The organism is Peptostreptococcus russellii, from assembly GCF_900110295.1.
GTDB classification, from domain to species: Bacteria; Bacillota; Clostridia; order Peptostreptococcales; family Peptostreptococcaceae; genus Peptostreptococcus; species Peptostreptococcus russellii_A.
Window position 1 is genome coordinate 1 of sequence record NZ_FODF01000022.1, and the last position, 17254, is coordinate 17254.

Below are 17254 nucleotides of genomic sequence, written 5' to 3' on the forward strand. Positions count from 1 at the left end.
TTTTTAATACTCTTACTCATTTTCTTCCTCCCCTATAATTTTTATGTACCATCATTATAACATGAAAACCTTTTGTTTAAAATACACTCTACTATTTTTATCAATAATTAGTATATAAAATATTATTTTTTCTTAATCTTTAAATATTATCTTGTATGTTTATTTAAAACATTGTAATATATTGGTATAGGGTATTTAATATTATTTCATTTTATATAAATTTTTATTTATTTTGCTTTAAGGAGGCGATTTTTTTGAGTAATATAAATGCTGATGATTTACGTGAGCTAAAAAAACTTCTTGATGAAGGTGTTATTAGCCAAGAAGAATTTGATAAGAAGAAAGCAGAGTTCTTAGATGAAGATTTTCAAGACAAAGATAGTCTAGCTAAAGAAAAATCTGCTAATTTTACAAAACAATCAACAAGTGAAAATGAAGTAAATAATAAAGATGAAAAATATCCACAATCCAAAAAAAATGATTCAAATGAAAATTCAAATGATGATGAAAATCAAGATAATTACCCTAGTGAAGAAAAAAATTCTAAATCTTCTAGCTCAAAATCAACTGCAATCGTAATTGTTGGTGTTGTAGCCATTATAGCAATCTTTGCTATGTATATGAACAATAAAAACAAAGAAGAACAGGCAAATCAAAATACAAAACCTACAGAACAATCACAAACAATTGAGTCATCTCAAGAAAGTAACGTAACTAATGACTGGAAGGACTTCGATAACAAGTCTTGGTCAGATTTCAAAGATATAAATCAAAAATACAGTGATTTAAAGAATACTGTTAAGGACATGTCCAACCCAGAACGTAAAGATGCAATCAATCAGGCAAAGCAATACTTTACAGACAAGGAAAACTCTCTTGACTATGGTAAAAATGATGACCAAAATAAATATCTAGACCGTATGAAAAATGTATGCCAACAAGCAAAATCAGTTTGTGATGATGCCATAAATTCTTCTAACAGCGAATCTGAACTATCTAATATAAAGGATAAACTTGCAGGCATTGAAGATGAAATATCTAATATTGCCAACAAAAGACCTGATCTTCTAAAAAAAGCTGGTTACACAGAAGAAGAAATCAAAGAAATTATAGAGAAAATCAAAAGCGACCTTGGAATTAATTAATAGCTAATATAATACAAAATATGGTAGCATATGAAATTTAACTGTATCTATGCTACCATACTTGTATATAGTAGATTATTTAAAATAATAAATAAAAATTCTTTCAAAAATATATTCAAAATATAAAGTATCTAAAGATGAAATTAAATACATTTTTTAATTTATATAAATTTATATTATAAAGGGGGTACTAACATGAAATTAAATTTTGATATTTTCAAAAAATCAGCTCTTTTAATACTATTATTAGTTATTTTTTCAGGCTCTACTTCTTTTGCAGAAATTAACATTAAAAGAATTTCTGGAAATGATAGATATGAAACATCTGCAAATGTAAGTTCTGAGAACTTTACAAGTTCCAAATATGCCATTATCGCTAGTGGTGAAAAATACCCAGATGCAATAATGTCTGGAGCAATCTCTACCCAAGTCACTGCACCTATTTTGCTAGTTGGTAAAGATTATATTCCTCCAGAAGTTATCAAGGAATTAAAAAGACTTAATTGTCAAACAATCTTTTTAATCGGTGGAAATGATACTATTTCAACTGACACAATCTACAATATTTACAAACAAACTGGAATCTATCCTAGAAGAATTGCTGGAAAAGATAGATTTGAAACTGCTAATAGAATAAATGATTTAAGATTGGAATTAAATGGTACTACATATGATGATTTATATGGAATCACTTGGCATTATTATGGAGCAGTAAGTGGATATAATTTCTATGATGCTCTTTATGCTGCACCATATGTTGGACTTGCAAAATTTGATACAAAATGGCTTTTACAACTAGAATTCTGCAACAATACTTTTGACTTTGATAATAGTGATGTTGATTCTGGATTTATAATTGGAGATGTAGATGTTATAAATAGAAACGGTGCATATTATCCATCACTTACAAGGGGTAAAAATAGATATGAAACTTCTGTAAAAATAGCAGAATCTTACTCTATACCATATTCAATAAACTATAATCCAGATACAGTTGTTATTACAAGCGGTGAAGATTATCCTGATGGACTTAGTTCTGCAGGAATTACAGCTATTTATACTGCTCCAATTCTTCTAACACCAAAGTATCATCTTGATAATTCTGTAAAAGACTATTTACAAAAAAATAATATAAATACAGTATTCATAGTCGGTGGTGAGAATTCAGTATCAAGAGATATAGAAAAAGAAATAAGAGAATTAAAATAAATAGTATATATAAAAAATAAGGAGATATTAGATGTAACAATACAATAAATTACTACAAAATTTATTGTAAATTCTAACTTTAAAGAGGAGAAAAATTATGGGAATTTTATCTAAACTTTTCAATAAAAAAGAATCTGAATATACTAAGTATCACTTTACAACAATACCTGTTGTTGGAATTTCTTATAAACAAAAAGAAGTTAAAAAAATTTTTAAAATTAATATAAATTATTAAATAAATTATATTAAAATAGTTTTTCTTAAACCATTATTATAAATAACTATTATTTATTGGAGGTATATTATGTTAATTAAAAAAATAAAAAAAGCAAGTTTAATAGCATTAACTCTATTATTTCTATCATCTTCAACTTCCTCTGCAAGTATTGATATTACAAGGATATCTGGACATGATAGATTCGATACTGCTATTAATGTAAATGATAATTTTATTAATTACGCAGATAATAACAATGCCGTTTTATCAAATGGAAATGAATTTAAAAATTCTTTATACGGTAGCTATATTGCATCAACACTTAGAATTCCATTTTATTTAAATTCTGGTTCCCATGGAATAAAAACAAAAATACTCAATGAACTTGCAAATAAAAAAGTCAACCATGTTTATATACTAGGCGACTACAAATCTATGGATAAGAGTATAGATAATACACTTCTTTCTAAAAACATAAAATTTACTAGAATTTATGATAAAGTAAAATTCGATAGTTATAACCAATGTAATTATGTTGATAGCATACCTGAGCAAGCAAATTCATTAATTTATGATGCCTATCACGAAAATGAACCCTTAGGAGACATTGGTAGTTGCATAATTATTAATGATAATAAATTCCCAGATATGTTATCTGCCATACCTTTTGTATCTCAAACTGCAATATATGATTCTACAAAGCTATTCAACTATAAAGGTTATGATTCTATGGATGGATTCCAGTTTATAATAGGTGGTTTTGATTCTGTGCCAGCATATATCAAAACTTTTATTGGAACTGACGCCCCTGGACTAAACGACCACCATATTACTGATCCAGAAACTGGGGATATTTTTAAATACTATAGTGGAAGATTATCTGGAAAAGACCGATATGAAACAGCAACAGAAATTGCAAAAGCATATGAAATAGTACTTGAAATGGATGTTTCAAATATAATTCTTGTAAATGGAGAAAATTTCCCTGATGCACTAACTTCAGGAATAGCTTCGGTGTACACACAAGCACCTGTATTACTAACTCAATCAAATAAATTGAACCAATATACAAAAGACTATCTAAAAACACATCCTATTAAAAATGTGATCATAGTCGGTGGCGAAAATTCAGTATCAAGAAATATAGAAAAAGAAATAAGAGAATTAAAATAAAGTGTATTAAAAAACCCCAAGAATATTGATTTCTTGGGGTTTGTATATACTTTGCAATATAAAAGTACGAACTATCTCTTTGAGAACTGAGGTGCTCTTCTGGCAGCCTTTAAACCGTACTTCTTTCTTTCCTTCATTCTTGAGTCTCTTGTTAAGAAACCTTCAGCCTTAAGTGCTGGTCTGAAATCTTCATCAGCCTTAAGTAATGCTCTAGAAAGACCGTGTCTTATAGCACCAGCCTGTCCAGTATATCCGCCACCTTCAACCTTAACGATAACGTCATACTTGTTTTCATTTCCAGTTACTACTAGAGGCTGCTTTACTTCTCTTATAAGTGTTTCATAATTGAAATAATCCTCTAAGTTCTTTCCGTTTACCTTTATGTTACCTTCTCCAGCTACTAATCTAACTCTAGCTACAGAATATTTTCTTCTACCTGTTCCGTAATATTGTACATTAGCCATTAATCAAAATCCTCCTCTCGATATCCTACTTAAAGTTTAAAACCTGTGGGTTCTGAGCTGCATGTGTATGTTCAGCACCTCTGAATACTCTTAATCTAGTCATCATTCTTGCTCTATGCTTGTTCTTTGGAAGCATTCCGCTAACTGCATGAGCTACAACTTCTTCTGGCTTCTTTTCCATCATTTCTTTGTATGATATTTCCTTTAACCCACCTACATAACCTGTATGATATCTGTAGAACTTCTGAGTAAGCTTCTTTCCTGTTAATACTACCTTCTCAGCGTTTACTACTACAACAAAATCTCCACCGTCAACGTGTGGTGTAAATGTTGGCTTGTTCTTTCCTCTTAATACTGTTGCAATTTCACTTGCTAAACGACCTAAAGTTTTTCCTTCAGCGTCTACTATATACCAGTCTCTCTTTATTTCTGCTGGCTTAGCTATATAACTCTTCATAAAGACCCTCCTTAACTTTTCACATTTGTTTAAATTTCCTGCATATATGTAAAGTCCGGGGCAAAAAGTGGACTTATTAACACATTCTCATATATTTTACTACTATTATGCCCAAATGTCAATTGAATACAGAAATGTTTTTGCATTATTATGCAATTTTATTCGCGAATTTTACTTTGTATCCTGACATTGCCTTTTTTTGGCAACATTAGTATTTTAACACATTTCATTTACTTTTTCTCGTTTTTTTTGAAAATTAATTCAAGTATTTTTAAAACTAAATCTTTTACTGTTCTTTTCTATTTTTCTTAGTATTCTTTTTTATATTTCATCATTTTCTTTCTATTATTTTATTTCCTTTTAAATGAAGATAAGTCGGGAAATCCCGACTTATCTTTGTTTAGGTTTAGGTTTTGCTTTATATTAATTTTAATAAAGCTCTTTGATATATTTTATAGTCTGTGCAAAAATAGTCCACATCTTACTTTTGGTTCAAACCATGTTGACTTTGCAGGCATTATCCCTTCCATATTTGCAACTTCCATAAGCTCTTCTATAGATGTTGGATACAATGAAAAGCCTACTCTCATATCCTTATCTACTCTCTTTTCTATTTCTTCTATTCCTCTAATTCCACCTACAAAGTCTATTCTAGGATCCTTTTGAGGTTCATTTATAGCTAGTATTTCTTCTATTAAATAGTCATGTAATACACTGACATCTAGGCTTTCTATTAGTCCCTTTAGTTTTTCTCTGTCTTTAAATTCCAAAACATACCACTGACCGTCTATATACATTCCATACTGATATTTTTTACATGGCTTTACTTTTTTATTAGATTTCTCTACTTTGAAGTTTTTCTTTATTTTTTCTATAAATTCATCTTTTTCAAAACCTGCTATATCTTTTACTACTCTATTATAATCCATTACATATAAATTGTCTTTTGGAGCAATCATAGCCAAATAATAGTTAAATTCTTCCCCACCAGTATATTGAGGATTTTCTTTTCTCATTTTAAGGGCATACTCTTGTGCAGCCCTTGATCTGTGGTGTCCATCTGCTATATATAGATTTTCTACTTTTTCAAATGCCCTTTCAACAAGTTTGCTTTCTTCCTCATTTAAAATCCATACTGTATGTCTTACTCCGTCTTCTGATTCAAAATCGTATATAGGCTCTTCCTTTGTCTTTTTATTTACAATATCCTCTATATTATCTTCTGTATAATATGTAAGCAATATTGTTCCAGTATTGGCTTTACAGTGTTCTATATGCCTTATTCTGTCTCTAACTTTATCAGGTTTTGTATGCTCATGTTTTTTAATTTTTCCATTTATTGTTTCATCTACAGATACACAAGCCACTATACCTGTTTGGACTACATTTCCCATTATTTCTCTATAAATATAGATATGCTCTTCTTCATCTTCTATAAATACTTCTCTTTTTAAAAAATCATTTAAGTTTTCTCCTGCCTTTTTATATACTTCATCTGATTCAACATCTATCCCCTCAGGAAGATCTATTTCAGCTCTATCTATTCTAAGGTATGAATTTTTATTATTTCTTGCCATTGCTCTTGCTTCTTCTACATTCATCGTGTCATAAGGAAGTGCTGCAACATCTGCAACATACTTCTTATTTGGTCTTATTGCCTTAAAAGCTTTTACTCTTACCATATCTACACTCCTTTAAACTTTTATATCTATATAATATTTACCCTATTTGTATAATTAACACCTGCCGCACCTTCTAAAAGGCAATCGTAGTAATCTGATACTATATCTACTATTTCGTACGCTATTCTTTTTTGTGCTTCATTTGTTGATGCCCCTATATGAGGTGTTACTGTTACTCTTGGATGATTTACTATATCTTCCAATGGTCTTGGCTCATTTTCAAAACAATCTATTGCCGCTCCTGCTATTTGATTTTGATTAAGAGCTTCTAATAAATCTTTTTCATTTACTATACCACCTCTTGCGCAATTAATTAAAAAGGCTGTGTTCTTCATTCTCTTAAAAACATCTTTATTAAACATATACTTTGTTTTTTCTGTTAATGGTGTGTGTACTGTAATATAATCTGCATTTTCTATTATTTCATCAAAATTTGCAAACTTATAATCTTTGCCTTCATTTTCATACTCTGCTATATCATTATACATAACTTTCATTCCCAAATTATAAGCCTTTTGAGCAAGTTTTCTTGCTATATTTCCGAAACCTATAATTCCGATAGTCTTTCCATATATTTCAGTTCCCTTTAAATTTTTCTTATCCCAAATACCTTCACCTAACTTTAAATTGGCTATCTTTACATTTCTTGCAAGTACCAACATTTCGCAAAGAACCAACTCAGCAACGGCATTTGAGCTTGCACTTGGAGTATTTCTTACTACTATTCCATTTTCTCTTGCATAGTTTACATCTATATTATCAAGACCTACTCCAGCCCTTATAATCATCTTTAAGTTTTTAGTTTTCAATGCTTCATCAATAATTTCTTTTTTAATCTTTGTTGCAGACCTTACAATTATAATATCTATATCTTTAATCTTATCCTTCAACTCTTCTTCAGGATAAAACTTTTCTTCTACTTCAAATCCCTTTTTTCTCAACATTTCAACTGCTTCTTTATCTATACCGTCTGTAGCTAATATCTTTTTCATTTCCAAATCCTCCATCAAAACTATCTATCAATTTTTAGTCTTAAAACTAATATTTACTACTAATTTCTAATAGCTATATCAATTTTTACCATTCATTTTTCATTTATAATATTTCTAAATTTTAAATATATCTTTTATTCATTATATTTTATTTAATACTTTCTATATTTTTGAATGAAATTTGAATTAAAGTTTTATTTATCGAAAATAAATTATCTTTTTCAATATTTTCATAAAAAATGCCTAAATTAAGCCTATTTTCCCTATTAAAGTTTAAAATTTTTATTAAAAGCCTAAAATTTCATCAATGCTATTTAATAAATATTGAATATCTTCAACCTGGTAATCCCCCATGTGTGATATTCTAAATGTTTTCTCTTTTAAATCGCCATAACCGTTGGCAATCTGCATTCCTTTTTCCTGTAATTGTGAATTTAATTGTGCTATGTCTATTTTTTGTGTATTTTCTATGACTGTTAATGTGTTTGACAAATGGTTTTGATCAGTGAATAATTTGAAATGTTTTCTAGCCCATACTCTCACAGTTTCTGCCATTTCTTCATGTCTTTTGAATCTGTTGTCTAGGCCTTCTTTTAAGATATTGTCTAACTGATAATCTAGTGCGTACATGTGAGATATTGAAGGTGTTGAAGGGTATTGATAATTCTTTTTCTTCAAGTATTTATACATTGCCAGCAAGTCTAGGTATGTACCTCGAAACTCTACTTTTTCTGCTTTTGCCACTGCCTTTTTAGAGAATGTGCACATTGACATTCCAGGTGGTAGCCCTAAAGCTTTTTGCGTTGATGTAATTAAAATATCTATATTTAATTTATCAACTTCAATTTTCATTCCAGCTGCTGAACTTACTGCATCAACACAAAATATTATGTTTGGGTATTTTTTTACCACCTCTGCAATTTCAGCAATTGGATTTGTAATTCCAGTAGAAGTTTCATTATGCTGGATTGTTAGCAAATCGTACTCACCTGTTGATAATACTTGATCAACTAACTTTGGAGTAATTGCTTTTCCTATATCCACTTTATACAAATCAGCTTTGACATTATTGGTCACTGCCATTTTATGCCATCTGTCTCCGAATGCACCACAGGAGAACACAGCTGCCTTTTGGGAAGTGCAGGATCTTATAGCACCTTCCATTAGGCCGGAACCGGACGATGTGGATAATAGTACTTCTTCTTCTGTATAAAATAATTTCTTTAACTTTTCGCTTATGCCTTTTTGCAAAGCACTTGCTTCTTTTCCCCTATGTCCTATCATTGGCGTCGCCATTTTTTCAAGAACATCTTCTCGAACATCAATAGGACCAGGTATGAATAACTTTTTAGCCATTGTGTGACCTCCTTTTTTCATATTTTCTATAATTGCAATATTTAGCAATTTGTGATTGCAACTTCATTATTAAATATTGCAGTTGTTTCTCAATCTTTGCAAACAGTATCTCTTGAAAAATAGTATAATACAGCTTACTTATTTGAAATTTCAAGCTTTCAGCTTGTTTCATATCAGCTTTGCAATTATCTGTCTATTCTCAATTTTCTCTATGCTGCTAAATTGAAATTATCTATATTCTAAACCCTAAAATAGAATCTGTCAAGAATTTTTTGATAACTTCAATTTATAATTTATTTTATTGAAATAAATTTGCAGCTAATAGAAAAGTTTATAAAAGTTAATTTTATTCTAGTACTCTACATTTTTTAAAAACAATCCTTGTGCTGGAGCTGTATGGCCTGCTCTGTTTCTATCTTTTGAGTCAATAATATCTTTTAAAGATTCATTAATTCTTGCTCTTCCTATATCTACCATAGTTCCAACTATTATCCTTACCATATTGTATAAAAAGCCATTGCCCTCTACTTCAATTACTATTCTATCACCTTCTTCAAATAAGTCAGCTCTATATATTTCTCTAATCGTTGTTTTTACTGATGAACCTGAACTCATAAATCCACAAAAATCATGTTCACCAACTAAATATTTTATTTCTCTTTTCATTTTTTCTATATCTAGATTATATTTTACTTGATAAGAAGTATCTTTATAAAATGGACTTCTTATTCTAGATGGATAAATGTAGTATCTATATGTTTTTCTATGGGCAGAATATCTTGAATGAAAATTTATATCTACTTCCTCTGCATCTAATACTGCAATATCCTTTGGCAAGTTATTATTTAGTATTTCTGGAAATCTCTCTACAGGTATGCTTGTTTCCACCAAAAAATTAGCCACCTGACCCAGTGCATGAACACCAGCATCAGTTCTACCTGAACCTATGATTTCTATATCTTTTTGCTTAAAAGCTTTTTGGCAAGCATATTCTAATTCTCCTTGTATTCCAAGTGAATTTTTCTGTTTTTGCCAACCACAGTAATTTTTTCCATTATATGAAACTATTATTTTTATATTTTTCTTATCCATAGTCTTTCCTTTCTATATCTCATTTCTTGTTCTGTATTTCATTTTTATTAAACTCTTTTTTAATATTTTATGTGAACTATCCTAACTATATTTACATACTTTTAAAATAAACAACTTTATCAATATAACTAGTACTTAACATTTTATCATAATAACTATATAAATATTATAATATTTTTATATCTTTAAGCCTTTATTTTATGTGGTAATATCCCTGTCTTATTTTAGTATTTCATAGTATTATATACTTATTTTTGCTATAATCTTTTTAGGAAATGATTTGCAAACCATATTTATTTCCTTTTTTATAGTTATACGAAAGGAGTATTTTTATGAAGAAACATGGACTTTTTGGAGAGGGTTTATCTCATTCTTTATCTCCACTAATACATACTTATGTCTATGATTTAATATCATACGATGCCGATTACTCTTTAATAGATTTTGAAAAAGAAGCTTTAGAAAAACATATAAATCTTTTGAGGGATGGAACTTTAAACGGGGTTAATGTAACAATGCCCTACAAAAAATCTGTAATTGAATATTTAGATAGCATAGATACTAATGCAAGGGAAATAGATGCAGTAAATACAATAGTTAGTTCAAAATCAAATTTAAAAGGATTTAATACAGATTACTATGGTATAGAAAAAACACTTGAAAAATATATGCCTGTTGAAGATAAAACTTTTCTTATTTTAGGCTATGGTGGTGCTTCTAAACCTTTAATTCATTTTCTTAGCTTGCATAATGCAGAAAAAATATATATTGCAAGTAGAAGTGCTGACAAATACAAGGATTTTTACAAAGGTAAAACAAAAATTATTTTTATATCCTATCATGAATTAGATGATATTAAGGCTAGTATTGTTTTTAATACTACTCCTTTAGGAATGTACCCCCATATAGATAATTCTCCATTAGATGAGAAGTATTTTAAAAATTTTCAATGTGCTATTGATTTTATATACAATCCATACAGCACACTTTTTTTACAAAGAGCTAAAAAATATGGACTTAAGGTTGAAAATGGACTTAAATTGCTTGTTTATCAAGCTATTAGATCAATTGAATTGTGGAGCAATACGTCTATTGGAGATAAAATAAAAACAAAAATTTACCTACATTTTAGATCTTTGTATATTGATAATGAAAAAATATACCTTGTAGGTCTTCCTGGCTCTGGAAAATCAACTTTTGGAAAAATGCTTTCTGATTCTTTAGGATATAATTTTGTAGATTTAGATGACTATATTGAAAAGAAAGAAAACATGAAAATAAATGATATTTTCAGGCTATATGGCGAGGTGAAATTTAGAGAACTTGAAAGTCAAGCACTTAGAGACTTGGAATCTTTTAATAAAATTGTTATTGCAACAGGTGGTGGAAGTATTTTGCGCAAAGAAAATAGAGAACTGCTTAAAAAACATAGCAAAGTATTTTTTATAGACAGATCCTGTGAAAATATCTTAAAAGATTTAAAAATAGAAAACAGACCTCTTCTTAAAAATTCATCAAATAGAATTTTCTCTCTATACGATGAAAGAAAATCTTTTTATGAAGAAGTCTCTGATTATGTTCTAGATAATTCATCTAATCTTGATAGTTTACTCGAAAACACATTGAAACTTTTTTGATAAATAGTAATATAAAAACTGCGGATTTATATTTAACCCTCCGCAGTTTTTATGGTACTAATACAAATTTCTTACTTATTTCTAAGCAACTCCTTTTCTGTTGCTTTTAAGTCTTCAATGGAATCTATTTCAAATAAATCTTTATCATCTAACTTTTCTATTCTTATATTTAATCTTGCAATATTATCTTTTACAACATTATCCCAATAAAGATTTTTATAGTCATCTATATCGGATATTTTTTCCAGCTTAGATTTAATAAGTTCGCCTTCACTTTTTGACCAATATGATATTCCACACATTATATAGCCACTTCCATTCCCTATTACTATATCTTCAATCTTATCCTCCTTGTTAAATTTCAATTCCCATTCATTAGAAAAATTCTTTTTATAGCAACTAAAATAAGATGTATCTTTAATATCTGACCTAAAGATATTACTATTCATATATATATCACCTTCTATCACATATGAATCCGGAAGAAGATCCTTAACAAGATACATTGTATATATGTTATTATATTTATCATACTTATCATTAAATACTAATTTAACACCGTATTTTTCTTTTAGATAATCAAACTTTTCGGCTAAATATCCTGTTACTATAGTTATATCTTCTATTCCTCTTTCCTTTAAAAATCTTACTTGTCTCTCAGCCATAGCTTCACCCATAACTTTTACAAGAGATTTTGGAGTGTCATTTGTAATTGGTCTTAGTCTTGTTCCAAGACCTGCCGCTAAAACTATTGCCTTCATATATTAATTGCTGTCATTTCAAATTATATAAATATAAAATATATGACAGCTATCTCCCTTCTTCTTATATGCTTAAAATATCTTACTTTATTATATATCAAAATTTATTTTTTGTCCTTAAATATTCTATGAGCAAATCGAATTTTAAAATTCTAATTATTAATACTTTATAAAATATTTATTTATAAATATAAACATTTTATTCATTCTTATTTTTAATTATCCTTAGAGACAAGAACTGATCCACATATTATAAGTAGTGAACAAAATACTAATTTAAGGCTAAATTGACCACCTAATAAAACCATAGAAAATACCATAGCCCATATAGAGTAAGTAATATTTAAACCTGTTGCTTTTACAGGACCTATGGTATCTATTCCAGTATAATAACATATATAAGAAAGTGTTCCTACTAATGCTGTGATTCCCATATAAATCATTGAATTTGAAGTTATTGCCTCAGCTACAAATCCACCACCTTTTATTACAAATACAACTATCAAAAAATATACAAATGAAGATGTCATCTGTCTAATTGTAAGAGCTTCCTTAGGGCTTACATCTTCTTTCATACCATATGCACATATTACACTTTCAAGAGACCAACCTACTACACATACAAGGGCCGCTATAAATCCTACTGGGAAGTTGACAACATTACTTGTATCTGGACTATATCCAAGTATTATGATTGAAACAATACTCATGCTTAAGCCCAACCATCCCATTTTAGAAAGTTTAACTTTTAAAAATACATAACTAAAAAATGCACCTGCTGCAGGATACATTGCTGATATCGCTGCCGTATACCCTGGTCCTATATTTGAAATTGCAATCAAATAACCCATCATGCCAACTGGTCCTCCGAACAATGCTGCTATAACAACAAATCTACCACTTCTGCTATTCAATAGAGAAATTGTATGTTTAAAATCTTTTCTTATTATTGAAAAAATAGTCATCCATACTGCAGATGAAAAATCATGCAAAAAAGCTGCAATAATAGGTGCTAAAAATACAGTTTCACTAATACTTATGTATGGACTCATCATAAGAATAAGACCAGATATAGTTGTATCAAGCCCCCATAAAGCACCTGAAGACAATGCCGATGCAACTCCGAACTTAGAATTCTTTCTATAATCTTTTTTCATTTATATCCTCCTGCTAACGTTCTAGCTATTTAATAGTGTAAATACATATATTTTCATTTAGATAATAATTACTTGATACATATTACATAAAAACTTATACAATATTCCTTGTTTTATCTAAATCTTTACATATTTTATTGCATGTATTTATCATAGAATAAATCAAGATTTTCCTTAGCTCTTTTATATCTCATTGGTCCATACTCACCAAAGCTAACACCTTTTGCTTCTTTCAAAACTGTCCATATTGTCCACAGAAAGTCTTGGCATATTTTAAATAAAAGAATTTTTTCCTCTTCAATTTCATTTCCCTTTTTGCTTGCTTTTCTAAAAGGATTTTCTATACTAAAATATTTGCTCTTAAAAAGTTCTTCTTCGTCTTTATTAAAATTACACTCTAGTATATGACCAGCTATATCCCACATAGGATCATTCATTCCAGAGTATTCCCAGTCTATTAAGTAAGTTTTGTTATTATCACCCTTTACAAAATTTTCAGGCACAGTGTCATTATGACATGTATAACAATCTTTACCTATTCTACTAAGTTCTTCCTCTAAAGCCATCACCCTTGCTCTTACATCTGGATACTCAGCATCATAATATTTTCCATTTGCCTCTTTTACTAATCTTTCATATTTTTCTATCTCTCTAAAAACATTGAACTCATTCTCAAAATCTAGGCAGGAAAAATGAAGTTTTTTCAAAAGAGCTGCTACAATTTCCATATTTTCTTCATAGCTTGCAGTTTGAGGATTTAATGTTTCAGCATTTTCAATAAATCTACTGACTTTTACTCCAGTATATTCATTGAAATAGACAATTTCCGTATCCAATCCTAATATAGCACCTATTCTAGCATTGTTCTTTTCATCTGCTCTACTTATCATATCGCTAGTACCTACACCTGGCATTCTTAGAATATAGTATTCCCCATTAATATTAACCTTGTAATTATTATTTGTCATGCCACCAACAGCTTCTATTGACAATATATCCTCACAATTTATTCCTAGTCCATTTATTAATTCTGATTTTATATTCTCTGTTCTTATCTCGTCTTCTCTTCTAAGTATTGAGGAGTATATGTGTCCTCTTGCTATTGAGAGATGTTTTTCAGAATCTATTTCAAACCACATAAGATCATCTATTTTTATATACCCCAACTTATATTCTCTAGCTATATCCATAATTATATATTCATAATTCACATATGGGTTCCTATTATATTGATATTCTTCAAGCATTTTATCATAAAAATCCTTGCTTATCTTTGTAATTCCAATCATTTCACCATCTATTTTATTAAGTTGATGGATATCTTTTGACATTTTATAGACCATACCATTCCTTAATTCAACAAGTGCCTCATCTCCTGAACCACTTTCAGATGTAATAATCATGGAAGTTCTATTTTTATCTTCTAATAAATTAAATATCGCCCTCTCTTCAAATATCATATCGTTTTCCAAAAGTATAAAGTCATCGTTTATATAATCTTTACAACAGGCAAGAGATGCCATTGTTCCTGTATATTTATATCTATTATTTTCAACAACTTTTATTTTTGGATTTGTCTTAGCTAAATTGTAAAAATATTCTTTTTCATATCCAGCAACCACTATTATTTCATCTATTCCTGCATCATCTAGAATCCTTATAATTCTATCTATAATACGCTCTTCACCCATACTTAAAAAGCTAACTGGTTTTTTAAATATCTCCTTCTCTCCTGCTGCTAGTATTACAGCTTGTTTTACTGTTTGTTCGTCATCAAAGTTCTCTAAATAAATTCTATCCTCTTGATTTTCTGCTATGTATTTTTCAAGAACTGAAAGACCTTGTGATGTTAACTCATAACCTCTTTTTTGATTTGTTTTAAGAATATAGTTCTGTTCTTCGAGATTCTTAACTATTGCATTTACACTTCCCAAAGAAATACCAGACTCTTCTGATAAAAATCTTTGAGATACTCTTTCCGAATTATTGATTAGTAACAATATGTCGTATAATTTGCTCATATATATTCTCCCTTTGATAATTTATTTATATGCAACTACAATTAAGTTCATATTTTGAACACCATAAGTATAATTCAAATTTAAAATCATGTCAATATCTTAAAGATAAAAAAGAAGCTAGCAAAATTGCCAGCTTCTTTTCCTATTTTGTATATTTGTACAAAATTTACTATATATGCTATTCTTTTTTATTTATATGCTATGTGATCTTAATATGTTTCTTTTTAAATAAATTTCTTTTTAAGTTTCTCTTTTTGTTTTTATTTTTATTTTTATGTTTTGGGACTATACTCTCTTTTTAAACCATATAGTTTCTTTCCAATGGTCTGCTATTATCCGTACCTTTTTCAAATAGGTACTGACATACATCAAGTTGACCTGATTCAAAAACAGCTGCACAACTTTGAAGATAAATATCCCACATTCTCATAAATCTATCATCTTTTGTTAATTTTATTTCATCCCAGTGTTCTTTAAATCTGTTATGCCACTCCTCTAAAGTCAGCTGATAGTGTCTTCTTAGACTTTCTAAATCTATAAGTTTAAGTCCTTTTTTATTAGCTGGAATTATAAGTTCTGCAACTGAAGGTATGTATCCTCCTGGGAAAATATATTTATTTAAGAAAGAGTTATATCCACAAGTATCATCATCGATATCTCTTTGTCCAGATATACCATGTATAAGAGCAAAACCTTGACTCTTCAAAAGTTTATCTACACAATTCATATACTCTCCTATGTTATTCTTTCCAACATGTTCAAACATACCTATACTAGATATTTTATCATATTGCTTTCCTGTTTTTGATTCATCTCTATAATCAATGAGTTTTACTTCAACCATATCTTCAATATTTTCATTTTTTATTCTGTTTTTTATATGGTTAAACTGCTCTATACTCAAAGTACAACCTGTAGCCTTAACTCCATATTCTTTGGCTGCAGTTATAATTAAGTTACCCCATCCACAACCAATATCTAAAAGTTCTTCTCCTTTTTTTAGTCTAAGCTTATTGAGTACATGGTGAATTTTGTTCATTTGAGCCTCTTCTAAAGATTCTCCTTCTTTTTTAAAATAGGCACATGAATAGGTCATAGACTTATCCAACCAATAAGCATAGAAATCATTACCTATATCATAATGACGATGTATATCTTCTTTGCTTATATTCTTATTGTGGTTGTTAACAAGTTTAAGTATCTTATACTTTTTATTTTCTACAAAACTTTCACTATTTGAAAATGCTGATACCATTAATTCCTGCAAAGATCCATCTACCTCTATTTTTCCGTCCATATAAGCTTCTGCTAAACTTAGAGTAATATCGTCTTTTAGTGGATTTATTTTCAACGATTCCTTTATTCTTACCTCGGCAATAGGTTCACCACCGTCACCTGTAATAGTTTCTTCTCCATTCCAGTACTTTATTCTAACTGGAACAGTAAAGGAATTTTTCAAAATCTGTTTGTATAATTTAACCTTTACATCCATAATTTATCTCCTAAACGTAGCTTATTATATTTTCCGTTCTATTATTTCTTATAACTAATAAAAAGCTAGAAAAATATAAAATAAAATTCTAAAATATTTATCTTATCTGTAATCACACTTTTTACAATTGAATATTGTATACAATACATCATAAATAAGTATACTCCATTATAAAACATCTGTCAACCTTCCAATTTTTTAATTTTATAAATTTTTTCTTTATTTAACTTTATAATGTTATATATTTATATTCCTATAAAACTTTAATTATATTATATACAAAAAAACTTTTTATTCACTTTAAAAAAAATATTTTTTGAAATAGATTTTTTCTATAAAACTACAAATTTATATAAAAAATACTCTTCTGCTAATTTTAACAGAAGAGTATCAAATATT

At 28.8% G+C, this 17254-nt stretch carries 15 protein-coding genes; 5 read left to right on the forward strand and 10 right to left on the reverse strand.

The genetic code is table 11. The annotated features are described in order from the left end of the window. Positions 1-254: 254 nt before the first annotated feature. The 4 genes from BMY82_RS08160 (at position 255) to BMY82_RS08170 (ending at position 3744) form a co-directional block, all read left to right on the forward strand. Positions 255-1145, forward strand: coding sequence for an SHOCT domain-containing protein (locus tag BMY82_RS08160; RefSeq protein WP_180366764.1), 891 nt, complete (start codon positions 255-257; stop codon positions 1143-1145). A 195-nt stretch (positions 1146-1340) separates the two neighbouring features. Further along, the gene (locus tag BMY82_RS08165) at positions 1341-2354 is read left to right on the forward strand and encodes a cell wall-binding repeat-containing protein (RefSeq protein WP_091976063.1); all 1014 of its coding nucleotides are present in this window, start codon (positions 1341-1343) and stop codon (positions 2352-2354) included. A gap of 97 nt (positions 2355-2451) precedes the next feature. Next, positions 2452-2589: a hypothetical protein gene (locus tag BMY82_RS09490; protein WP_180366765.1), complete on the forward strand. Its 138-nt coding sequence runs from the start codon at positions 2452-2454 to the stop codon at positions 2587-2589. Positions 2590-2658: 69 nt separating this feature from the next. Further along, positions 2659-3744 (forward strand): cell wall-binding repeat-containing protein, encoded by a 1086-nt coding sequence (locus BMY82_RS08170; protein ID WP_091976064.1) that lies wholly within the window; start codon positions 2659-2661, stop codon positions 3742-3744. Positions 3745-3815: 71 nt separating this feature from the next. Here BMY82_RS08170 and rpsI read toward each other — a convergent pair whose 3' ends face one another. The 6 genes from rpsI to truA form a co-directional block, all read right to left on the reverse strand. Next, the gene (rpsI, locus tag BMY82_RS08175; RefSeq protein WP_091976065.1) at positions 3816-4208 is read right to left on the reverse strand and encodes a 30S ribosomal protein S9; all 393 of its coding nucleotides are present in this window, start codon (positions 4206-4208) and stop codon (positions 3816-3818) included. Positions 4209-4233: 25 nt separating this feature from the next. Beyond that, complete coding sequence (rplM, locus tag BMY82_RS08180; protein ID WP_091976066.1) at positions 4234-4665, reverse strand: 50S ribosomal protein L13; 432 nt, start codon at positions 4663-4665, stop codon at positions 4234-4236. Positions 4666-5117: 452 nt separating this feature from the next. Further along, positions 5118-6347 carry a DUF1015 domain-containing protein gene (locus tag BMY82_RS08185; protein WP_091976067.1) on the reverse strand — a complete coding sequence of 410 codons (1230 nt, stop codon included), beginning with the start codon at positions 6345-6347 and terminating at the stop codon, positions 5118-5120. Positions 6348-6373: 26 nt separating this feature from the next. Beyond that, complete coding sequence (locus tag BMY82_RS08190) at positions 6374-7339, reverse strand: NAD(P)-dependent oxidoreductase (protein WP_091976068.1); 966 nt, start codon at positions 7337-7339, stop codon at positions 6374-6376. Between the two features lie 285 nt (positions 7340-7624). Next, a complete protein-coding gene (locus BMY82_RS08195) occupies positions 7625-8695 on the reverse strand; it encodes a pyridoxal-phosphate-dependent aminotransferase family protein (protein WP_091976069.1) in 1071 nt (356 codons plus the stop codon). Positions 8696-9046: 351 nt separating this feature from the next. Then, positions 9047-9787, reverse strand: coding sequence for a tRNA pseudouridine(38-40) synthase TruA (truA, locus tag BMY82_RS08200; RefSeq protein WP_091976070.1), 741 nt, complete (start codon positions 9785-9787; stop codon positions 9047-9049). 332 nt (positions 9788-10119) lie between these two features. On the opposite strand from truA, the gene BMY82_RS08205 reads away from it, so the two are divergent. After that, positions 10120-11424: a shikimate kinase gene (locus BMY82_RS08205; protein ID WP_091976071.1), complete on the forward strand. Its 1305-nt coding sequence runs from the start codon at positions 10120-10122 to the stop codon at positions 11422-11424. Positions 11425-11495: 71 nt separating this feature from the next. Here BMY82_RS08205 and BMY82_RS08210 read toward each other — a convergent pair whose 3' ends face one another. From BMY82_RS08210 to BMY82_RS08225, 4 genes are all read right to left on the reverse strand, one after another. Beyond that, positions 11496-12185: a sugar phosphate nucleotidyltransferase gene (locus BMY82_RS08210; protein ID WP_091976072.1), complete on the reverse strand. Its 690-nt coding sequence runs from the start codon at positions 12183-12185 to the stop codon at positions 11496-11498. Positions 12186-12400: 215 nt separating this feature from the next. Further along, entirely contained in the window at positions 12401-13342 is a 942-nt protein-coding gene (locus BMY82_RS08215; protein WP_091976073.1) for a DMT family transporter, read from the reverse strand. 134 nt (positions 13343-13476) lie between these two features. Next, positions 13477-15363 (reverse strand): phosphocholine cytidylyltransferase/choline kinase family protein, encoded by a 1887-nt coding sequence (locus tag BMY82_RS08220; RefSeq protein WP_091976074.1) that lies wholly within the window; start codon positions 15361-15363, stop codon positions 13477-13479. A gap of 298 nt (positions 15364-15661) precedes the next feature. Beyond that, the gene (locus tag BMY82_RS08225) at positions 15662-16855 is read right to left on the reverse strand and encodes an SAM-dependent methyltransferase (protein ID WP_091976075.1); all 1194 of its coding nucleotides are present in this window, start codon (positions 16853-16855) and stop codon (positions 15662-15664) included. Positions 16856-17254: the final 399 nt, after the last annotated feature.